Genomic DNA, 18,223 nt, shown 5'->3' on the forward strand with positions numbered 1-18,223 from the left:
CGAATCGTCCCCGAACGTTTTGTTCGTTCCTCTCGTCTACGGGCTATGAGTAGTGCAGACCCACAGGGATTGCAGGCGTTCCCCGACGAGCTCTCCTCCCGGGAGGCGTGGCTCGAGCCGTTCGACTGGTACCGTGAGATGCGCGAAAGCGCCCCCGTCCGGTACGACCCGTCTCGGGGGTGCTGGGACGTCTTCCGGTACGCCGACGTCAAACGGATCCTCGGCGACGACGGAACGTTCTCGGTGAATCCGCGGCTGGCCGACGACTTCCAGGAACCGGAGCGGCCCGAGGAGGGGCTGCTTTTCGAGACGATGCTCTTCAAGGATCCGCCCCGACACGACGAGCTCCGCGGCGTCGTCGACGACGCGTTCGAGCCGCGGGCGATCCGGGCGCTCGAGCCGGAGATCCGCGAGCTGGCGACCGACCTCCTCTCGGACGCGCTTGCCGACGATCGGGGCGAGCTGGACGTCGTCGACGACTTCGCGTACCCGCTTCCCGTGGTCGTCATCGCCGAGCTGCTCGGCGTTCCCGCCGAGGACCGCGAGCAGTTCAAGCGGTGGTCGGACACGCTCGTCGAGTCCTCGAGTGCGGACGACGAGACCGAGGCGTTCCTCGAACGCCAGCAGCAAGCCCAGATGGAGATGGCGAGCTACTTCTTCGAGATGATCGCCGACCGACGCGAGTCGCCCCGGGACGATCTCATGAGTCAGATCGTCACGCGGGAGCTCGAGGACGGGTCGCGGCTCTCGGAGGAGGGGGCGCTCGGGACCTGTATCCTGTTGCTCATCGCCGGCAACATCACCACGACGAACCTCGTCACGAACGCCGTCCGCTGTTTCGACGCCCACGACCTGTTCGACGAGCTCCGCGCGGAGCCGGACGCGATCGGGCGGGCGATCGAAGAGGTGTTGCGCTACCGCTCCCCGGTTCAGGCGATGTCCCGGGTTGCGACGGAAGACGTGACGCTCCGAGACGCCGAGATCGAATCGGGCGACCGCGTCGTCGCCTGGCTCGGCTCCGCGAACCGGGACGAACGGCAGTTCGAGGACGCCGACGCGTTCGTTCCCGACCGATCGCCCAACCAGCACCTCGGCTTTGGCCACGGGACCCACTACTGTCTCGGCGCCCCGCTGGCTCGCCTCGAGGCGTCGGTCGCCCTCGAGGAGCTGTGTACCCGAACGGCGACGATCGAGACGGTCGACGCCGACCTGCAGCCGGTTCGCAGTTCGCTGATCTACGGCGTCGAGTCGCTGCCGATCCGGTACGAGCGATCGTCGGCGAACTGAAACCGATCCCCTGAATTCTCCTTCGTGGCGGTTCCTACATCCGACCGGAGTAGTCCCAGCCGTAGACGACCGCCGGTTCGATGGTGATCGTCACTTCCTCGCGGTCCTCGTCCAGCAACGTCCGCGCGAGCTCCGACTCCGTTCCGCCGAGGTAGCGCTCGAGCAGGTCCTGGAGCACCTCCTTCTCGGGATCGGGCTCGAGCGACGCCGTACCCCGTCCGCGGACTCCGGCGTAGGGCGGGTCGTTCGTCGAGACCTCGAACGATACCTCAGGGGTCTCCCGGAGGTAAGCGACGACGTCCGCCGAGGCGGCGGTCGCACACTCGAGGATCCAGCGGTCGCTCCCGTCGGCTTCGTCGCCGCTCTCTCGCTCAGCCCCGTCGTCTCCGCCGTCCGTCGGTCCCGCCTCGGGGAGCCGTCGGCGGTACCACAGCGACACCATCCAGGGGTGACCCGCGGGAGTCCGACAGCCGAGTCGGATCGGAATCGTCTCCGCCTCGAGAAACGCCGCGATGTCCTCGCGCGAGCGAGAGCCTCGAACCTTCATACTCGACGGACGGGGCCCTCCCATACCAATCCCAGGGGCCGGGTTCCCGAGCCCAGCTTACCGCGCTTCCTCGATCAACGCCTGCACATCGACCCGACGCTCTCGATCGTCGGCCCGGTAGGCCGCCTCCGTCAGCGCGACCACGCGGAGTCCGTCCGCCCCCGGAACGGCCGGGTCGGCGGTTCCCGCGATCGATTCGAGGAAGTTCTCGAGTTTCGCAGTCGTCAGCGTTGTGAAATCCGTTCGGGCGTCGATCGTACTCTCGTAGACCGTCGCGCCGCGTTCGGCGAGGCGAATCCGCTCGCCGTCGAAGGTGACCCGACCGTCCGTTCCCCAGATCGTGTACCCCTCCGCCGGCGTGAGTTCGACGCCGTCTCCGCTGATCGTGACACCCGCGAGGATCGATCGGTCGTCGCGTTCGAATTCGACCGAGAGCGCGCTGTTGACGTCGACCTCGGCCTTCGCGTACGTTACGTCCGCGGAGACGCGAGTCGGCACGCCGCCGACGATCCAGCAGAGTACGTCGAGCAGGTGCGATCCCGTATCGTACAGCTGCCCGCCGCCTGAGAGCGTCGGATCGACGCGCCAGGTTCCCTCGTGGAGCCCGAGCCAGTTCTGGCCGAGGAACGCGTTCGCGGCGTGGATCTCGCCGACACGACCGTCGTCGACGAGCCGTTTGACCTCGGCGAACCCCGGATGAAAGCGTCGCTGGTACCCCACCTGTACGACGAGCCCCCGATCGTCGGCCAGTTCGAGCAGTTCGACCGCGTCGCCGACGTCGGTCACCATCGGCTTCTCCAGGTAGACGTGGACGTCGGCCTCGAGACACGCTCGAGCCTGTTCGAAGTGGAGGGTGTGGGGGGTGACGATCAATGCTATATCGATCTCGTCCCCGTGGTCGGCGAGCACCGCGTCGTGGTCGGCGTACGCCGGCGCACCGAACTCCCGTTCGAAAACGTCCTGTGCGTCGCCGGAGACGTCGGCCCCCGCGACCAGCTCGACGCCCTCGAGCCCGACCAACACCTCGAGCTCGAGTTGCCCGAGTCCCCCGAGTCCGATCGCCGCTGCGCGGAACTGCATACCGCTACCGCGCTCTCCACGACGAAAAACACTGGCTAACACACAACATGATGGGACTCTCGGATCGTTCCGGTAATCTTTGTTGTCGACCAGTCGGGAGCGAGGGTCACCGGAAGCTACTCTCCCTTCGGACGCGTTTCGACGGATATGCCGACCTGTCCCGGCTGTAAGAGTCAGCTCACTCACGAGGAGTGTCTCGCGCACCTGCGGTACTGCAAGTGGCTCTGGAGCAGCGCTCCCGAGCGGGAGTCACGATGGGGGGAGCAACTCCTCCGGGAACTCCGCGATCGGGAGCAATAACCCGCGGCCGACGACGAGGGACGATCCCGTTCAGAGGAGAGGAACGAGCATCGCGAACTCGTAGCCGTAGATGTGGTTGAGCATGAGGTAGGTGACGATTCCGAGGACGAGGCTCAGGATCCACGAGCCGGCGGCGATGCGGCCGATCCGAGCGTGGATGGTCTCCCGAAGCTCGGACGGAGAGTGGGTGAGACCCAGGATCAGCGCGTACAGCACGACCGGGACCGCGACGATCGAGAGCACGATGTGGACCGCGAGCATCACGAGGTAGAGCTCGTACTCCGGGGAGGGGCCGACGAACTCCTTCGTTCCGCCGCCGCCGACCCGGATCAGGTAGACGACCAGAAACAGGAGGATCGTCGCGAACGCGCCCGTCATCGCCGCGCGGTGTTTGTCGACGTCGCCGGCTCGGATCCAGTACCAGCCCGCGACGAGCAACACGGTCGTCACGGCGTTGATCACCGCGATCGCGTGGGTAAACAGGTTGACCTGTGCGTTCGTCAGATCCGGATAGATCGGGACGTCCGCGACGAAGGTTCCGATGACGAGCACGTAGCCGACGATCGTCAACAGGATCGTTGCGCCGATCGGTCGTTCCCGAAGTCGCTCTCTCGCGTCGGCGGTTGCCATCGGCCGACGGTTAGGAGGGGGCGCCTATCTGTCTTGCCGTTTCGGAACCCGTCCCGATTGCACGTGTTCGAGGCGGAAGCCCACGACTTTAGTCGAGCGAGACCGTCCCGCGGTGATCAACGGTGACGTCGTACCCACAGTAGGAAAACGAGACTGAGCCGACACGTGGTCGTCCGTCCCGAAGCGGGGCGAACAGTTCGTCGAGCGCGGTCGGATCGACGACCGAGTGGAGGGGGTCGTACGCCGGCATCGTGAGCCGGTCGTACCGAACACCCTCCGCGTCGGCGACGGCCTCGACGACCGCCAGGCTCGGCGGTTTCGATTCCGTTCCGTCGGTCCCGTCGTAACTGCGACTCACGGTGGACCTACCCTCCGAGAGCCGATAACGGTATCCCTCGTCGCGACCGATCGAGCCGAGCGCTCACGAGAGCTCGAGCGCGATCCCGCCGTCGTCGACCGAAATCGTGACGTCGTCGACGCGCTGGTCGTACTCGCTCGCGTGACGCCCGGACTGGCGGATCCGTAGCTTCTCCTCGAGCAGGTCGGCCTCCTCGAGGAGCTCGAGCTTCCGGTAGGTCGTCGAGAGGGGGACCCCACAGCGTTCGGAGAGCTCCGCTGCCGAGAGGTAGGGCTCGCTGTCGCCGAGCTCCTCGAGAATAGTGCGACAGTCGGTGTCGTTGAGCGCGGTGAGAACCGTTTTGATCTCGTCCTCGCCCGAAACGGTCTGTGGCTCGTCCGTCAGTTGGTCGCGACCGTACGTCCCCGGGGCTCCAGTCAGCGATTGGCTCATACTCCACCGTGGGGCCCGGAGGAGCACCAGTGTTGACCACCGATATCGGGGACCCTTTATATCTCGGTGTTACACATAGTCACGCACAGAGGGGCTCGAAACTCGTCGTTCGTCACGCGGTTTCCGCGGCGTCGAAGGCGCCGAGATCCACGTCGGCGCCACAGACGGCGCATCCGTTCTCGACGAGCGCGTCGCGAACGGCGTCGGTGACGGCGATCGACCGGGTGCAGGCCGGACAGACGAACCGTGCGTTCTCACGGGTGCTCATAGCTCGGAGTACGCTCCCCACCCATAAGGTACCGATTCTCGTTCCGAGGGTGTGAGAATATCGGCGTTCGGCTACCCACTTTAAATACGACGGAGGCCGAACCCGCCTGTAGTACCTATGTCGTCGGGAATTCGCGCTACGGTAAAAGTAGACTCCCCTGAAGCCTGCCCGATCGCACGGTTTTCGCGGGAGACGGGAACGACGATCGATCAGGTGTCGACGAGCGTCTCCTGTGGCTCGGAGGGATCGACGACCGAGTTTCTCGCGGACGTCGACGTCGAGTTCGACGAGTCGATCTCGGGGCCGGTGTTCTCCTACGGGACGACGAACCTCTACCGCTGTTCCCACGACGGCGAGGCGGCGTGTCCCTGCGAGTGTCTGGGATCGTACGACTGTCCGGTTCACCGCTACCGGGCGGCCGACGGCGACGTAACGGTCGTCTTCCACGCGGCCGACTTCGACCAGCTCCAGGCGGTGATGAACGAGTTTCGCGAGCGGTACCCCGGCGTCGACGTTCAGAGCCTGCTCCAGCCACCCCTCAGCGGAACGCCGGAAGAACGGATCTTTGTCAACCGCGGAAAGTTGACGGATCGCCAGTACGAGGTGCTCGAGACGGCCTACGAGATGGGCTACTTCGAGCGGCCGAAGGAGGCCAACGCGACGGAGGTCGCGGAGTCCCTCGGCATCACCCAGTCGACGTTCACCGAACACCTCGGCGCAGCACAGCGGAAACTTCTCGGCGACGTCTTAGAAACCGGGACGTAACGTCGCGACCCGGCCTCCAAAGACAACGAAAGTAGTTTTAGTGCTACGCGCACTCGAGGTACGATAATGGCACTTGCCGAGGAGACCGAGATGACCGACGACGAGATCGATGCGTTTCTCAGCCGCCACGAAACGGGCGTACTGGCGCTCGCCGACGAGCGGACGCCGTACGCGATTCCGATCTCCTACGGGTACGACACCGACGCTCGAAGCTTCTATCTGCGACTGGTTTCGACGCCCGAAAGCGAGAAGCGCCAGTTTCTGGCCTCCTCGCCGGAGTCCCGACTCGTGGTCTACGAGGAGGGAAATTCTGACGAGACCTATCGGAGCGTCGTCGCCGTCGGTTCGCTCGAGGAGATCGATCCGTCGGAGCTGACCGTCTCCCACATCGAGCAGTACGGCGAGGCCAAGCGGCCGCTGTTCGAGATCTGGGGAAGTTCGAAGGAGAACCTCGACATCCAGCTCTACGAGTTCGAACCGACGGAGCTGAGCGGTCGGCGGACCGAGATCGACCGCGACGCCGAAAGCAAGTAGCCGACCCCTCGGGCGAAACAGTTGGCGATACGTCTCGGTGTTCCCTCGAGCGGAGTCGGGTTCGGCCTACTGCCTCGAGAAGTGTTCCTGCGAGACCGACGCGCCACAGACGGGACAGCCGTGTGAAAGCGTCGCCTCGCGAACCGGCGTGTTGACGTCGATCTGTTGCCCGCAATCCGGGCAGGTAAACTCGTATTCGGACATCCCTCGTGTGCTCCTCTGTAGAGAGTGACGCGCCCTACTGAAGTCGTCGACTCCAACATATCCGGGTGGGTTTAAGAGAATGTCGGGATCGGCTCGATTCCGTCCTTTTTTCCACGCGCTGGGAACTGGCGGCCGAAGTAATCGTGGTCCGTCTCGAAGCGGGGTGTATGAGTGGATTGTCAGCGACGGTCGTGCTTCGCGATCCGGATAGTTGCCCGGTCGCCCGCGCGACGAGCGCGACCGGGGAATCGGTCGAGACGGTCTCCCGGTCGTCGCCCTCGAGTCCGGAGACGCCGGTTGTCGAGGAGTTCTCGATCGAGAGTGAGGGCGAGTGCGAGCCCCCCGAGTCGGCCGACGTCGGGGTCGAGCTGTCGACGGTCTCCGCGAACGAACACGGGGAGGTGTACCGGTTCACGCGAGATCTCGACGGCCCCTGTGCCTGCGAGGTCGTCGAGACCGAGGGGACGCCGGTATCGTCGATCCGGGCCGAGGAGGGCGCGCTGTATCTGACCGTCCGGGCGACCGACGTCGAGGCGCTGTCGGACATCGTCGGCGCGCTTCGCGAACAGTTCGAGGCCGTCGAACTCCAGCAGCTGCTCCGGACCGGCGAACGGGAGTCGACGGATCTCGCCGTCGTCGACCGGAGTCGGCTGACCGACCGCCAGCGAGAGGTCCTCGAGACCGCCCACGAGATGGGCTACTTCGAGTACCCGAAACGGGCGAACGCCGGCGACGTCGCCGAGGCCATCGGTATCTCGCGGTCGACGTTCTCCGAACATCTCGGCGCCGCACAAACCAAACTCCTCGATGCGATCCTCGAGGCCTGAGTCCCGCCCTGACCCGTACATTGACGGTGACGGTCCGCACACACGGAGGTATGGTACGTCGAAGTCTGCTATTTACGCCCGGCGATCGCCCGGAGATGCTCCGCAAGGCGCCCGATTCCGGCGCCGACGCGATCGTGTTCGACCTCGAGGACGCCGTCTCACCCCGCCACAAGGACGAGGCCCGCGAGGTCGTCCGCGACCTCCTTTCAGATCCCGGGTTCGATCCCGACCTCGAGGTCTGCGTCCGGGTCAACGCTACGTCCGATGCGATCGAGCGCGATCTCGACGCGCTCGCGGGCGCTGACGCCGAGGCGATCCGCCTCGACAGCGTCATGCTCCCGAAGGCGACGGCGGGCGCCGACGTTCGCGAACTGTCGGGGGAGCTCGAGGAACGCGGGCTCGGCTGCCCCGTCCTGGCGCTGATCGAGAACGCCGCGGGCGTGCTCGCGGCGCCCGAGATCGCGGGCGCGGACGCCACCGACGCACTCGTCTTCGGCGCCGAGGACCTCTCGGCGGATCTCGGCGCGACCCGGACGAGGGAGGGGACCGAGGTGCTCTACGCGCGAGAGCGGGTCGTCCTCGCGGCGGCGGCTCGGGACTGCGGGGCGATCGACACGCTAGTCACCGACTTCGGCGATAGGGAGCGCCTGCGCGAGGACGCCGCGTTCTCGGTTCAGCTCGGCTATGACGGGAAACTGGCGATCCACCCCGCCCAGGTCGAGCCGATCAACGAGGCGTTCTCCCCCGACCCCGACGAGATCGAGTGGGCCGAGCGCGTCCTCGAGGCCGAGCGGGAAGCCGAGGAGGCGAATCGAGGGGTGTTCGAGGTCGACGGCGAGATGATCGACGCGCCGCTGATCGCGCAGGCCGAACGAATTCTCGAGCGAGCTCGTGTGGTCGACTGACGAAGAAGGGACCTAGAACGTCCTATTATATCTGCGGGTTATTCGATTGTAACTGATATTCGCTACGCTTATCCACCAGTCCGAGAAACGCCTCCGTATGACAGGGCAGGCGAACCCATTCGAGAGTCTCCAGTCACAGATCGACGAGGCCGCCGCCTACCTCGACGTCGAGGACGACGTCATCGAGCGGCTCAAACACCCCGAGCGGGTCCTCGAGACGAACCTGACGATCGAACTCGACGACGGCTCGCTCGAGCGGTTCAAGGCCTTCCGCTCGCAGTTCAACGGCGACCGCGGCCCGTACAAAGGTGGCATTCGCTACCACCCCGACGTCAACCGCGACGAGGTGAAGGCGCTGTCGGGCTGGATGGTCTACAAGTGCGCGACCGTCGACATCCCCTACGGCGGCGGAAAGGGCGGGATCGTCATCGATCCGAAGGAGTACTCGGAAGCCGAACTCGAGCGTCTCACTCGCGCGTTCGCGAAGGAGCTTCGGCCGATGGTCGGCGAGGACCGCGACATCCCCGCCCCCGACGTGAACACGGGCCAGCGGGAGATGAACTGGATCAAGGACACCTACGAGACCCTGGAGAACACCACCAAGCCGGGGGTCGTCACGGGCAAGAACCTCGCCAGCGGCGGCAGCGAGGGCCGCGTCGAGGCGACCGGGCGTTCGACGGTGCTCGCCGCCCGCGAAGCCTTCGACTACCTCGGGAAGGACCTCGAGGGCGCGACCGTCGCGGTCCAGGGGTACGGCAACGCCGGCTGGATCGCCGCCAAGCTGATCGAGGAGATGGGCGCGACCGTCGTCGCCGCCAGCGACTCGAGCGGCGGGATCTACAACGCCGACGGCTTCGACCCCGTCGCCGCGAAGGAACACAAGAACGAGACCGGCAGCATCGTCGGCTACGAGGAGGGCGACGAGGAGCTCACCAACGAGGACGTCCTGACGATGGACGTCGACCTGCTGATCCCCGCGGCCCTCGAGAACGCGATCGACGCCGACCTCGCCGAGGACGTCTCGGCCGACGTCATCTCGGAGGCCGCCAACGGGCCGCTCACCCCGGAGGCCGACGCGATCCTCGCCGAGGGGGACGCCTTCGTTATCCCGGACATCCTCGCCAACGCCGGCGGGGTCACCGTCTCGTACTTCGAGTGGGTCCAGAACCGCCAGCGCTTCTACTGGGACGAACAGAAGGTCAACGAGGAACTCGAGGAGCACATCGTCGACGCCTTCGATGCCCTGGTCGAGACGATCGAGGAGAACGACCTCGAGAACCCCCGCACCGCGGCCTACGTGGTCGCGATCGAGCGCGTCGCGAACGCCTTCGAGGAAGCCGGCAGCTTCCCGTAGTCTCCGGGATGTCGGACCGGCGACACGACCGCGAACACGTCGACATGTTTTTGCCGACCCGGACGGACCGATCGACAGAGCGTGATCCGAGACCGGCTCTCCCGGTACCGCGAGCGCGTCCGCCGGGAGCTGACGACCGCCCTCCGCGAGGAACACACCCCCCATGAGGTGGGACTGAGCTTCGCGATCGGAATCTTCGTGACGGCCATGCCGACCGGGGGGCTCGGGATCGGCCTGCTCGCCGGGCTCGCGGCGTGGTGGTCGTGGGTCAGCAAGCCCGCGATCATCGCGTCGATCGCCGTACTCAACCCGCTGGTCAAACCCGCCGTCTACGTCGGCAGCTACCAGGTCGGCGGGCTCATTTTCGGCGAGCGGCCGCTTCGCTCGAGCACAACGGACACCTCGCTGCTCGAGACCGCGGGGATCGTCGTCCGACAGCTCCTGGTCGGCAACCTCCTGATCGCCGCGGCGCTGTCGGCCTCGAGTTACGTCGTCGTCGCCCGGCTGACGCGACTCCACCGCGAACGGACGGACGACCCCGCCGATGGATCGCCCGCGTCGGCCGTCCTCGGGCTGTTCCGTCGCTAGCGCGGCTGTTTCTGCGAGAAGTCGATCGTTCGACGGGTGCTCGAGTGCAACCTCGGGTCAGCGTCGTCGGCGTTCCGATTGTCCCTAGACAACGCCCAATCCGTAGGCGAGCAGGGCGAGCCCGATCAGGACGGCGACGGCGCCCGTTCCTCGAGTGACCCTGACCCGGTCGGACGCCTCGAGTTCGGCGTCGTCGAACGGCGTCATTCCCTCCCGGCGCTGGGCCTCGACGATCGCGGGGGCGTACCGGATCCCCGCGAGGCCGAACGCGAGGAAGACGACCCCGAGAGCCGTCGCGAGCATCTTACAGGCCGAGTTCGCGGCCGATGACGAGGTGTTGGATCTCGCTCGTCCCCTCGCCGATCTCCATCAGCTTGGCGTCGCGGTAGAACCGCTGGGGTGCGAAGTCGGTGGTGTAGCCGTAGCCGCCCAGCACCTGGACGGCGTCCTCGGCGACCTCGCGGGCGGCCTCGCTGGCATCGAGTTTCGCCAGCGCGGACTCGCGCGCGACGGGCTCGCCCTGATCGTAGCGGTGGGCCGCCTGGTGGGTGAGCAGTCGGGCGCGTTCGGTCTTGCGGTGCATGTCGACGACCTTGTCCCGGACGGCGTCGAACTGCGAGATCGGCTGGCCGAACTGCTCGCGCTCCTGGCTGTAGGCCTTGGCGTGCTCGTAGGCGCCCTGGGCGAGCCCCGTCGACAGCGCCGCGATCGATATCCGCCCGCCGTCCAGGGTCTTCTTCGTTTGGTCCCAGCCCTCGCCCTCCTCGCCGAGCAGGCGATCCTCCGAGAGGCGGACGTCCTCGAGCTGGATCTCGCAGGTCGGCGAGGCGTTGAGTCCCATCTTGTCCCAGATCGTCGTCACCTCGAACCCGTCGTCCTCGCGGGGGTCGACGATGAACGTCGAGATCCCGTCGTAGCCGGCGCCGGGGTCGGTGACGGCCTTGACGAGCACCGAGCCTGCCTCGGAGGCGTTCGTGATGAACTGCTTGGTGCCGTTTATCACCCACTCGTCGCCCTCCTTTTCGGCGACGGTATCCATATCGGAGGCGTCCGAGCCGCTGCTCGGCTCCGTCAGCGCCCAGCCGCCCATGTACTCGCCTTCCGCGAGCGGGCGCAGCCAGCGTTCTTTCTGTTCGGGCGTCCCAAACAGTTCGATCGGCTTCGAGGCAAGCGAGATGTGTGCCACGTAGGAGAGCCCGACCGAGCCGGAGACGCGTCCGATCTCCTCGGCGACCAGCGAGTACATCAGGGTGTCGCCGCCGAGCCCGCCGTACTCCTCGGAGATGGGGACGCCCATCATGTCGAGGTCGGCGAGCTGCTCGAAGATCTCCTCGGGGAAGCGGTGGTCGTCCTCGATCTCCTGGGCGATCGGCTCGATCTCGCCCTGGCAGAACTCCCTCACCGTCTCCTGGATCATCCGATGTTCGTCCGGCAGCTCGAAGTCCATATGCAATACTTGCCGAGCCCCGGAATAAACGCTCCGGAAAAATGATCAACTACGGGGTCGGCTACCAGCCGCGGTCGTCGTCCTCGTGGTTCTCGCGGTCGTTCCGACCGTCACGGTCATCGCGGTTATCGCGGTCGTCGCGGCCGTCGCGGTCTTCGGCGTCTCCCCAGCCGGCGTCCTCCCAGTCGTCGATCTCCTCGTCGTCGTCGACCCACCCGTAGTCGGCCGTCCAGTCGTCCTCGTCGTCACCCCGGTCGTCGGTCTCGGGCGGTCGACTCGAGTCGTCCCAGTCGGGCTCGGACAGTTCGCCGCCGTCGGCTCTGATCGCCGCCCGCTGGTCGGGGATCAGATCGAGGTCGGCGTTCGTGTCGCCGAGCAACAACAGCGCGTAGTACTTGAAGTACGAAACGACCGGAACCTGGATGAGCAACGCGGCGAGCACGAACGCGAGGATCCCCGTCAGAACCACCACCGCGGCGAGGATCGCGCCAACGTCGCCGAGTGCGAACAGCAGGACCGCGATGACGATGAACGGGATCGCGACGATGATACCGGCGATCAGCATGAGGATACTGACGGCGATCCCGACGGCGGCCTGGATGATCCAGACGAGAACGAGGTAGACGACGTACTCGAGCCAGTTCGCCCGGACCGTCGGCCAGAACCGACGCCAGGCCGAGAGCACGCCCCGCTCCTCGAGCAGCATGATCGGGGCGACGAACTCGGAGGTAAAGCGGTTGATCACGGCGTAGGCGAGGTAGACAGCGACAGCGAACAGCGCTGCCAGACCCACGACTCCGGTCGTTCCGTCGATCCCGCCGAGGCCGAGTATCGAGGCGACGACGGGGGTCGCACCGACGAGCGCCGCGATCGCGATAAGTGCCACCCGGAACCCGAACAGCCGGATGCCGCGGCCGACGTTCGCGTTCGAGTACCGTCGAACGCGGACCGTCTCGGAGCGAAGCGACTCGATGAGGACGAACTCCATGACGGCTGCAACGAGTGCGTAGCCGAGCCACAGTAACAACAAGAAGCCGACGGCGACGACGGCCGCGAGGATCGCTTCCTCGGGGATCGCCTCGGCTCCGGGGCCAGGAGCCTGCTCCGCCGCCGGTCCGACGTCGCCGGTCGGAGCGGACGGAAACCCGGTGCCCAGTCCGCCGACGAACAGCGCGAGTATCGCTAGCCGGAGCCACAGCCCGGCCCGGACCGGCGTCAGGAAGTTCCGCGTCGCGGCGATCGCGTCACCGAGGTCGTCGACAGCGTCCATACGTACCGAACAGTACCGTCGCACCGCTGATAATAATACTGTTCTGACGGTCCGTGATCGGGCGCGCCGGACCGCGAGCCTGCCCGCCGAACTGGTCTCGGTTGCGGCAGTTCGAGAGGCATTTAACCCCATCGCTCCTTCGTTCGACGTATGGATATCCGCCAGCTCGCTCGCGGAACCGTCGAGTGGAGCCGCATCGAGCGCGTCATCCGGACGCTGGCGGATCGGTACGGTCGCGAGGACGTCCGCGTCGAGTTCCTCGAGGCCGACAACTGGCTGTCGACGCCGTGTGTCATCGACGAGGAGTGGTTCGTCAAGATCGTCTCCCGCCAGAACGCGCTGGTCCACGCCCTGCTGACGACCGGTCGGAACGTCGGCGCCTTCTCCTCGGGCACCGAGGGGTTTTTCGACCGGTTCGACACGCCTCGCGAGATGGTCGAACACGAGTACGAGGCGACCAGGCGAATGCGCGAGATCGGGATCAACGCGCCTCGGCCGATCGACGCCTTCGAGGTCAACGGGCTGGGCGTGCTCGTCCTCGAGTACCTCCCGGCGTTCGAGTCCCTCGACGAGGTCTCCGACGAGTTCGTCGCGGCCCGCGCCGTCGACCTCTTCGAGATGCTGGCGACGCTGCACACCCACGGGATGGCCCACGGCGACCTGCGCGCCGAGAACATCCTGCTGTGTGACGGCGAGCTGTACTTCATCGACGCCACCAGCGTCCACGAGGACCGGGTCGACGAAACGACCGCCTACGATATCGCCTGCGCGCTCGCGGTGCTCGAGCCCCGGATCGGCCCACGAGACGCCGTCAACGCGGCCCTGTCGGTGTACGACCCCGAGACGCTGCTCTCGGCCCGGCGCTTTCTGGACTTCGTCCGGCTGCGCCCCGATCACGAGTTCGACTCGACGACGTTACGAAGCGAACTCGAGAAGGCGGCCGATCTGGGACGACAGCGCTGACGGCGAGGGCTCCGAGTGACCGCTCGCGAACCCCGCGAGTGCAGGCACTGGTCGTTTTCCCCGCTCTCTATTACCCGGTCTATGGGAATACAACTCACCGAGGACGACGTCGGCAAACCTGTCGAGACCGCGGACGGTGAACGAGTCGGCGCCGTCGCCTCCCTCGAGGGTGCGACGGCCGAGATCGACTACGATTCAGACGCGCTCGAGTCGCTCAGAGGAGCGCTCGGCCAGAACGTCGACACCGATGCGGAAACGGTTTCGTTCGGCGAGGACGACGTCGGCGGGGTCACGGACGAGACGGTTCGGCTCGAGCGCGCCGGCGACGACAGGGTGTCGGATCCCCACACCGAGGACGAGACAGTAGCCGGACGAGACGACGAACACACGGGCGACGCCGAGGGACGGTCCGCAGGGACCGACGAGTCAGGACGCTCCGGCGAGGCCCTCGAGCCCGAGACCGAGGGGATGGACGAGGCCGGCGACGAGCGCCACCCCGACACCGAGGAGGCGCCACCCGAGGGTGACCGGACGGTGACCCGAGACCGCGGCAAGGACGAGGACCGGTAGAACGTCCTCGACTCGGGAGGCCATTCCGGGAATCAGTTGGCGAGTGACCGCTCGACGCCAGCGGCACCCAACCTGTTCCGACGGAACGACTGCCGGTCGGACGAGCGATGGACACCTCCCCGTCGAGAACGGAACACAGAAGCGCCTGCTCCGAGCAACGGGAGCCATGAGCCTGGACGGCGAGCTATCGAGCGTTCGACTGACGCTCGATCTGTGGCACCCGAACTGCTGGGCTATCGAGGCGACCGATCGAACGGGGGGCGGCGTGCTCGCTCACGCGGTCTACAACTCCCCGAAATCGGACGGTGAGGGGCCGAATACGGTCAGAGGGCTGTTTACGGCCTTCGGCGACACGTCGGCGGAGGTCGAGAGACTGCTGGACGCGATCCGCGACTCCGAACACTCGGGCGAGGTGTTCGAACTTCAGGAACGGTTCGGCCGCGCCCGCGACGCTCCCGGAAACGTCGTTCGCGAGTTCTTCCTCGAGTACGATCCCGCCGAGATGGTCTGTCCGACCCTGCTCGAGAACGGGTTCGTCCACAGCGCACCGGTTCGGATCGAGGACGGCAGCGAGACGTGGAAGCTGTGTTTCGCCGGAGATCGCTCCGGTATCGAGCCCTCGCTGGACGCTGTCCGCCGAACAGCCGGCGCCGAAGTGACCGTGACGTCGATCACGACTGCCGACGCGTCCGGGCGCTCGGCCCGTGCCCGGCGTCTCGATACGCTGACGGCGGCCCAGCGAGAAGTGTTCGAGCACGCCCGCGAAACCGGCTACTACGAGTGGCCTCGAGAGACCACGACCCGGGAGCTTGCGGCCGACCTCGACATCGCGAAATCCACGCTGCTCGAGCACCTGCGCAGGGCCGAATCGAAGCTACTGGATCCGTAGACGGACGGTTCGTGGTCGTCCCTCTCGTCGTCACCGTCTCCGCTCGAGAACGGGGAGCGACGACTCAGCTCAGGATCGCCCGCAGCGCGAACGTGAGGTTCTCCCTGCGCTCGCGAACCCGTCGATAGAAGTACGACAGCCACCTGGAGCCGTAGGGAACGTACTGATACACGTCGACTCCCTGGGCGGCCAGTTCGTACTGGGCGTCAGTTCGAACGCCCGTCAGCATCTGGATCTCGTAGGGCGTGCCGTGAATCTGGTGTAGCTCGCGTGCGCGGGCGACGGCCGCGGGATCGTGGCTCCCGATCGCGATCCCGTCGTCGAACGATTCGAACATGTATTCGACGAGCTCCCGGTAGACCTCGTCGACGCGGTCCTTGTCGGTGTAGGCGATCTCCTCGGGCTCGTCGTAGGCGCCTTTGACGAGACGGACCTTGCCGGGAACGTCGGCGAGGCGCTCGAGATCCTCCCGAGTGCGCTCGAGGTTCGCCTGGAGACAGACACCCGCTCCGCCCCCGTGACGGCGGACGAGCGCTTCGTAGGCGTCGAGGGTGGCGTCGGTCGTCGTGTGGTCTTCCATGTCGACCCAGACGAACACGCCCCTGTTTGCGCCGTAGTCGACGATTTCGATGAGGTTTCGTTCGAACGTCTCCTCGTCGACGCCGAGGCCGATCTGGGACGGTTTCACCGAGATGCAGGCGTCGAGATCCGACGCCGCGATGCTGTCGATCAGTTCGACGTAGGCGTTCGTGTCCGCCGTCGCGTCCGACGGGTCCTCGTAGTGTTCGCCGAGCAGGTTGAGAATGCCCGCGACCTCGCGCTCGTTGAGCGTCCGAACGTGCTCGAGCGCGTCGGCGGGCGTCTCACCCGCGACGAACGTACTCGCGATAGGGGGGATCATTCGTTCGTATCACTCGAGACGGTCGACATAAGCCACTACCCGACCAATGCGTTAGACATATGAAATTGTGAAATTATCCCCGCCGGGACCGACCATGATCGGTGGTGCTTACATACGCACGGCGTGTGAGTACGAACCATGTCGCAGCAAACCGGGACGCAACCGCACCAGCACTACATCGCGGGAGAGTGGACCGACGGAAGCGGTTCGGAGACGTTCGCAAGTGAGAACCCGGCGACGGGCGAAACCCTGGCGGAGTTCCAGCGCGGGACCGCCGACGACGTCGACGCCGCCCTCGAGGCCGCCGAAGAGGCCTTCGAGGAGTGGCGCGGCCTCTCGTACATCGACCGGGCGGAGTACCTCTGGGACATCTACCACGAGCTCCGTGAGCGCCACGAGGAACTCGGCGAGATCGTTTCCCAGGAGTGTGGCAAGGAGATCAGCGAGGGGAAAGCCGACGTCACGGAGGCCTGGCACATGGTCGAGTGGGCCGCCGGCAACGCTCGCCACCCCCACGGCGACGTCGTGCCGAGCGAGGTCGCGAACAAGGACGCCTACATGCGCCGAAAACCGCGGGGCGTCATCGGCTGTGTCACCCCGTGGAACTTCCCGGTCGCGATCCCGTTCTGGCATATGGCCATCGCCCTGGTCGAGGGGAACACCGTCGTCTGGAAGCCAGCCGAACAGACGCCGTGGTGCGGCCAGATCATCGCCGAGATGTTCGAGGACTCGGGGATTCCCGAGGGCGTGTTCAACATGATCCAGGGGTACGGCGACGCCGGCGCCGCGATCACCGACGACGAGCGCGTCGACACCGTCCTCTTTACCGGCTCCGCCGAAGTGGGCCAGGAGATCGCCAGCAAGGTCGGCGGCGAGCCCGGCAAGCTCGCGGCCTGCGAGATGGGTGGCAAGAACGGCATCATCGTCACCGAGGAAGCCGACCTCGAGATCGCCGTCCACTCGGCGATTATGTCGAGCTTCAAGACGACCGGCCAGCGCTGTGTCTCGAGCGAGCGCCTGATCGTCCACGAGGACCTCTACGACGAGTTCAAGGAGCGCTACGTCGAGATCGCCGAGGATATCGCCGTCGGCGACCCCCTCGAGGAGTCGACGTTCATGGGGCCGGCCATCGAGGCCGAACACGTCGAGAAGATCGAGAAGCACAACGAACTCGCCCGCAAGGAGGGTGCCGAGGTGCTTGTCGATCGCTTCGAACTCGAGGACGACGAGATCCCCGACGGCCACGAGGACGGCCACTGGGTCGGCCCGTTCGTCTACGAGATCGAGTACGACACCGATCTTCGGTGCCTGAAAGAGGAGTGTTTCGGCCCCCACGTCGCCCTGCTCGAGTACTCGGGTGACATCGAGGACGCCGTCGAGATCCACAACGACACCCCCTACGGGCTGGCGGGGGCGATCGTCTCGGAGGACTACCGCCAGATCAACTACTTCCGCGACCGCGCCGAGATCGGGCTGGCGTACGCGAACCTGCCGTGTATCGGCGCAGAAGTACAGCTCCCGTTCGGCGGCGTCAAGAAGTCGGGCAACGGCTACCCAAGCGCCCGCGAGGCCATCGAGGCCGTCACCGAGCGCACCGCCTGGACGATGAACAACTCGAAGGACATCGAGATGGCCCAGGGGCTCTCCGCGGATATCCTCACTCGAGAGGACTGAACGCCGTTCTCGAGCCGATCTCCGTTTTCGATGCGCCGGCCTCCGCCGGACAGCCGGCGACGCTAGTCGCGCGACGTGTCTTCGGTGTGCTGCCCCCAGAACCCGTCGTGTTTCTCGACCGTCAGATCGCCCCGCACTTCCGTCTGACAGGACAGCCGCAGCCCGCTGTCGGAATCGTGTGGCGGCACCGAGAGCCGTCGCTTCTCGCGGTTCGTCGGCTCGCTCGTGGAGCCGTCGATCTCCACCGCGCAAGTGCCGCAGGTCCCGTGGCCCCGGCAGTTCAGCAGGGCCGATCGCCCGTTGTGCGGCGACAGCCCTGCCTCGACCAGGACGTCGCGAAGGATCGCCCCCTCCTCACAGTCGATCTCCCGGCCGTCGAAAGTAACCGTCGGCATGCAACGGCGTACGAGACGCGGACCCAAAGCCGTTC

24 protein-coding genes are annotated in these 18,223 nt (G+C 66.2%); 12 read left to right on the plus strand and 12 right to left on the minus strand.

Annotated features, from left to right (window positions below; genetic code table 11):
- Nucleotides 1-45 precede the first annotated feature (45 nt).
- A complete protein-coding gene (locus tag C491_RS02350; RefSeq protein WP_049891383.1) occupies nucleotides 46-1,287 on the plus strand; it encodes a cytochrome P450 in 1,242 nt (413 codons plus the stop codon).
- 34 nt (nucleotides 1,288-1,321) lie between these two features.
- On the opposite strand, the gene C491_RS02355 is transcribed toward C491_RS02350, so the two are convergent.
- Both C491_RS02355 and C491_RS02360 read right to left on the minus strand, forming a co-directional pair.
- A complete protein-coding gene (locus tag C491_RS02355; protein WP_005553512.1) occupies nucleotides 1,322-1,834 on the minus strand; it encodes a hypothetical protein in 513 nt (170 codons plus the stop codon).
- A 57-nt stretch (nucleotides 1,835-1,891) separates the two neighbouring features.
- Nucleotides 1,892-2,914 carry a Gfo/Idh/MocA family protein gene (locus C491_RS02360; RefSeq protein WP_005553513.1) on the minus strand — a complete coding sequence of 341 codons (1,023 nt, stop codon included), beginning with the start codon at nucleotides 2,912-2,914 and terminating at the stop codon, nucleotides 1,892-1,894.
- Between the two features lie 147 nt (nucleotides 2,915-3,061).
- Between C491_RS02360 and C491_RS22850 the strand changes: the two genes are divergently transcribed.
- Nucleotides 3,062-3,214 carry a hypothetical protein gene (locus tag C491_RS22850; RefSeq protein WP_160167134.1) on the plus strand — a complete coding sequence of 51 codons (153 nt, stop codon included), beginning with the start codon at nucleotides 3,062-3,064 and terminating at the stop codon, nucleotides 3,212-3,214.
- Between the two features lie 30 nt (nucleotides 3,215-3,244).
- Here the strand turns inward: C491_RS22850 and C491_RS02365 are convergent, their stop codons facing one another.
- From C491_RS02365 to C491_RS23095, 4 genes are all read right to left on the minus strand, one after another.
- A complete protein-coding gene (locus tag C491_RS02365; RefSeq protein ID WP_005553514.1) occupies nucleotides 3,245-3,844 on the minus strand; it encodes a DUF420 domain-containing protein in 600 nt (199 codons plus the stop codon).
- Between the two features lie 88 nt (nucleotides 3,845-3,932).
- Complete coding sequence (locus C491_RS02370; protein WP_005553515.1) at nucleotides 3,933-4,202, minus strand: HalOD1 output domain-containing protein; 270 nt, start codon at nucleotides 4,200-4,202, stop codon at nucleotides 3,933-3,935.
- A gap of 63 nt (nucleotides 4,203-4,265) precedes the next feature.
- On the minus strand, nucleotides 4,266-4,634 hold the full coding sequence (locus tag C491_RS02375; RefSeq protein ID WP_005553517.1) for a helix-turn-helix domain-containing protein: 369 nt from the start codon (nucleotides 4,632-4,634) through the stop codon (nucleotides 4,266-4,268).
- Nucleotides 4,635-4,746: 112 nt separating this feature from the next.
- Entirely contained in the window at nucleotides 4,747-4,902 is a 156-nt protein-coding gene (locus C491_RS23095) for a DUF7560 family zinc ribbon protein (protein ID WP_005553519.1), read from the minus strand.
- A gap of 117 nt (nucleotides 4,903-5,019) precedes the next feature.
- On the opposite strand from C491_RS23095, the gene C491_RS02380 reads away from it, so the two are divergent.
- Nucleotides 5,020-5,667 carry a helix-turn-helix domain-containing protein gene (locus C491_RS02380; protein WP_049891385.1) on the plus strand — a complete coding sequence of 216 codons (648 nt, stop codon included), beginning with the start codon at nucleotides 5,020-5,022 and terminating at the stop codon, nucleotides 5,665-5,667.
- 66 nt (nucleotides 5,668-5,733) lie between these two features.
- The gene (locus C491_RS02385; protein WP_005553523.1) at nucleotides 5,734-6,201 is read left to right on the plus strand and encodes a pyridoxamine 5'-phosphate oxidase family protein; all 468 of its coding nucleotides are present in this window, start codon (nucleotides 5,734-5,736) and stop codon (nucleotides 6,199-6,201) included.
- 66 nt (nucleotides 6,202-6,267) lie between these two features.
- Here the strand turns inward: C491_RS02385 and C491_RS21390 are convergent, their stop codons facing one another.
- On the minus strand, nucleotides 6,268-6,405 hold the full coding sequence (locus C491_RS21390) for a DUF7560 family zinc ribbon protein (RefSeq protein WP_005553525.1): 138 nt from the start codon (nucleotides 6,403-6,405) through the stop codon (nucleotides 6,268-6,270).
- Nucleotides 6,406-6,572: 167 nt separating this feature from the next.
- Here C491_RS21390 and C491_RS02390 point away from each other — a divergent pair, with 167 nt between their 5' ends.
- The 4 genes from C491_RS02390 to C491_RS02405 all read left to right on the plus strand — a co-directional run bounded on the left by C491_RS02390 (nucleotide 6,573) and on the right by C491_RS02405 (nucleotide 10,079).
- Nucleotides 6,573-7,232, plus strand: a complete 660-nt coding sequence (locus C491_RS02390) for a helix-turn-helix domain-containing protein (RefSeq protein WP_049891387.1) — start codon at nucleotides 6,573-6,575, stop codon at nucleotides 7,230-7,232.
- A gap of 50 nt (nucleotides 7,233-7,282) precedes the next feature.
- A complete protein-coding gene (locus C491_RS02395) occupies nucleotides 7,283-8,137 on the plus strand; it encodes an HpcH/HpaI aldolase/citrate lyase family protein (RefSeq protein WP_049891388.1) in 855 nt (284 codons plus the stop codon).
- Nucleotides 8,138-8,234: 97 nt separating this feature from the next.
- Entirely contained in the window at nucleotides 8,235-9,491 is a 1,257-nt protein-coding gene (locus C491_RS02400; RefSeq protein WP_005553529.1) for a Glu/Leu/Phe/Val family dehydrogenase, read from the plus strand.
- 81 nt (nucleotides 9,492-9,572) lie between these two features.
- Entirely contained in the window at nucleotides 9,573-10,079 is a 507-nt protein-coding gene (locus C491_RS02405) for a DUF2062 domain-containing protein (protein WP_005553530.1), read from the plus strand.
- Between the two features lie 84 nt (nucleotides 10,080-10,163).
- Here C491_RS02405 and C491_RS02410 read toward each other — a convergent pair whose 3' ends face one another.
- From C491_RS02410 to C491_RS02420, 3 genes are all read right to left on the minus strand, one after another.
- Entirely contained in the window at nucleotides 10,164-10,382 is a 219-nt protein-coding gene (locus tag C491_RS02410) for a hypothetical protein (RefSeq protein WP_005553531.1), read from the minus strand.
- 1 nt (nucleotide 10,383) lies between these two features.
- Nucleotides 10,384-11,526 (minus strand): acyl-CoA dehydrogenase family protein, encoded by a 1,143-nt coding sequence (locus tag C491_RS02415; protein ID WP_005553532.1) that lies wholly within the window; start codon nucleotides 11,524-11,526, stop codon nucleotides 10,384-10,386.
- Nucleotides 11,527-11,587: 61 nt separating this feature from the next.
- Nucleotides 11,588-12,796 (minus strand): DUF7544 domain-containing protein, encoded by a 1,209-nt coding sequence (locus tag C491_RS02420; protein WP_005553533.1) that lies wholly within the window; start codon nucleotides 12,794-12,796, stop codon nucleotides 11,588-11,590.
- A gap of 150 nt (nucleotides 12,797-12,946) precedes the next feature.
- On the opposite strand from C491_RS02420, the gene C491_RS02425 reads away from it, so the two are divergent.
- From C491_RS02425 to C491_RS02435, 3 genes are all read left to right on the plus strand, one after another.
- The gene (locus C491_RS02425) at nucleotides 12,947-13,759 is read left to right on the plus strand and encodes an RIO1 family regulatory kinase/ATPase domain-containing protein (RefSeq protein ID WP_005553534.1); all 813 of its coding nucleotides are present in this window, start codon (nucleotides 12,947-12,949) and stop codon (nucleotides 13,757-13,759) included.
- A gap of 81 nt (nucleotides 13,760-13,840) precedes the next feature.
- Nucleotides 13,841-14,329 carry a hypothetical protein gene (locus C491_RS02430; protein ID WP_005553536.1) on the plus strand — a complete coding sequence of 163 codons (489 nt, stop codon included), beginning with the start codon at nucleotides 13,841-13,843 and terminating at the stop codon, nucleotides 14,327-14,329.
- Between the two features lie 166 nt (nucleotides 14,330-14,495).
- Nucleotides 14,496-15,218, plus strand: coding sequence for a helix-turn-helix domain-containing protein (locus C491_RS02435; RefSeq protein WP_005553538.1), 723 nt, complete (start codon nucleotides 14,496-14,498; stop codon nucleotides 15,216-15,218).
- Nucleotides 15,219-15,282: 64 nt separating this feature from the next.
- Here the strand turns inward: C491_RS02435 and C491_RS02440 are convergent, their stop codons facing one another.
- Complete coding sequence (locus C491_RS02440; protein WP_005553539.1) at nucleotides 15,283-16,119, minus strand: proline dehydrogenase family protein; 837 nt, start codon at nucleotides 16,117-16,119, stop codon at nucleotides 15,283-15,285.
- Nucleotides 16,120-16,257: 138 nt separating this feature from the next.
- Between C491_RS02440 and C491_RS02445 the strand changes: the two genes are divergently transcribed.
- Nucleotides 16,258-17,793: an aldehyde dehydrogenase family protein gene (locus C491_RS02445; protein ID WP_005553541.1), complete on the plus strand. Its 1,536-nt coding sequence runs from the start codon at nucleotides 16,258-16,260 to the stop codon at nucleotides 17,791-17,793.
- 62 nt (nucleotides 17,794-17,855) lie between these two features.
- Here C491_RS02445 and C491_RS02450 read toward each other — a convergent pair whose 3' ends face one another.
- On the minus strand, nucleotides 17,856-18,188 hold the full coding sequence (locus tag C491_RS02450) for a 2Fe-2S iron-sulfur cluster-binding protein (protein ID WP_005553542.1): 333 nt from the start codon (nucleotides 18,186-18,188) through the stop codon (nucleotides 17,856-17,858).
- Nucleotides 18,189-18,223 lie beyond the last annotated feature (35 nt).

The sequence above is a fragment of the Natronococcus amylolyticus DSM 10524 genome, from assembly GCF_000337675.1.
In the GTDB taxonomy this organism is placed as follows: domain Archaea; phylum Halobacteriota; class Halobacteria; order Halobacteriales; family Natrialbaceae; genus Natronococcus; species Natronococcus amylolyticus.

Excerpts from the sequence above, each read along its gene's own strand:
- C491_RS02350 (WP_049891383.1), top strand. The coding sequence starts at position 46 with ATGAGTAGTGCAGACCCACAGGGATTGCAGGCGTTCCCCGACGAGCTC.
- C491_RS02355 (WP_005553512.1), bottom strand. The coding sequence starts at position 1,834 with ATGAAGGTTCGAGGCTCTCGCTCGCGCGAGGACATCGCGGCGTTTCTC.
- C491_RS02360 (WP_005553513.1), bottom strand. The coding sequence starts at position 2,914 with ATGCAGTTCCGCGCAGCGGCGATCGGACTCGGGGGACTCGGGCAACTC.
- C491_RS22850 (WP_160167134.1), top strand. The coding sequence starts at position 3,062 with ATGCCGACCTGTCCCGGCTGTAAGAGTCAGCTCACTCACGAGGAGTGT.
- C491_RS02365 (WP_005553514.1), bottom strand. The coding sequence starts at position 3,844 with ATGGCAACCGCCGACGCGAGAGAGCGACTTCGGGAACGACCGATCGGC.
- C491_RS02375 (WP_005553517.1), bottom strand. The coding sequence starts at position 4,634 with ATGAGCCAATCGCTGACTGGAGCCCCGGGGACGTACGGTCGCGACCAA.
- C491_RS23095 (WP_005553519.1), bottom strand. The coding sequence starts at position 4,902 with ATGAGCACCCGTGAGAACGCACGGTTCGTCTGTCCGGCCTGCACCCGG.
- C491_RS02380 (WP_049891385.1), top strand. The coding sequence starts at position 5,020 with ATGTCGTCGGGAATTCGCGCTACGGTAAAAGTAGACTCCCCTGAAGCC.
- C491_RS02385 (WP_005553523.1), top strand. The coding sequence starts at position 5,734 with ATGGCACTTGCCGAGGAGACCGAGATGACCGACGACGAGATCGATGCG.
- C491_RS21390 (WP_005553525.1), bottom strand. The coding sequence starts at position 6,405 with ATGTCCGAATACGAGTTTACCTGCCCGGATTGCGGGCAACAGATCGAC.
- C491_RS02390 (WP_049891387.1), top strand. The coding sequence starts at position 6,573 with ATGAGTGGATTGTCAGCGACGGTCGTGCTTCGCGATCCGGATAGTTGC.
- C491_RS02395 (WP_049891388.1), top strand. The coding sequence starts at position 7,283 with ATGGTACGTCGAAGTCTGCTATTTACGCCCGGCGATCGCCCGGAGATG.
- C491_RS02400 (WP_005553529.1), top strand. The coding sequence starts at position 8,235 with ATGACAGGGCAGGCGAACCCATTCGAGAGTCTCCAGTCACAGATCGAC.
- C491_RS02410 (WP_005553531.1), bottom strand. The coding sequence starts at position 10,382 with ATGCTCGCGACGGCTCTCGGGGTCGTCTTCCTCGCGTTCGGCCTCGCG.
- C491_RS02415 (WP_005553532.1), bottom strand. The coding sequence starts at position 11,526 with ATGGACTTCGAGCTGCCGGACGAACATCGGATGATCCAGGAGACGGTG.
- C491_RS02420 (WP_005553533.1), bottom strand. The coding sequence starts at position 12,796 with ATGGACGCTGTCGACGACCTCGGTGACGCGATCGCCGCGACGCGGAAC.
- C491_RS02425 (WP_005553534.1), top strand. The coding sequence starts at position 12,947 with ATGGATATCCGCCAGCTCGCTCGCGGAACCGTCGAGTGGAGCCGCATC.
- C491_RS02430 (WP_005553536.1), top strand. The coding sequence starts at position 13,841 with ATGGGAATACAACTCACCGAGGACGACGTCGGCAAACCTGTCGAGACC.
- C491_RS02435 (WP_005553538.1), top strand. The coding sequence starts at position 14,496 with ATGAGCCTGGACGGCGAGCTATCGAGCGTTCGACTGACGCTCGATCTG.
- C491_RS02440 (WP_005553539.1), bottom strand. The coding sequence starts at position 16,119 with ATGATCCCCCCTATCGCGAGTACGTTCGTCGCGGGTGAGACGCCCGCC.
- C491_RS02445 (WP_005553541.1), top strand. The coding sequence starts at position 16,258 with ATGTCGCAGCAAACCGGGACGCAACCGCACCAGCACTACATCGCGGGA.
- C491_RS02450 (WP_005553542.1), bottom strand. The coding sequence starts at position 18,188 with ATGCCGACGGTTACTTTCGACGGCCGGGAGATCGACTGTGAGGAGGGG.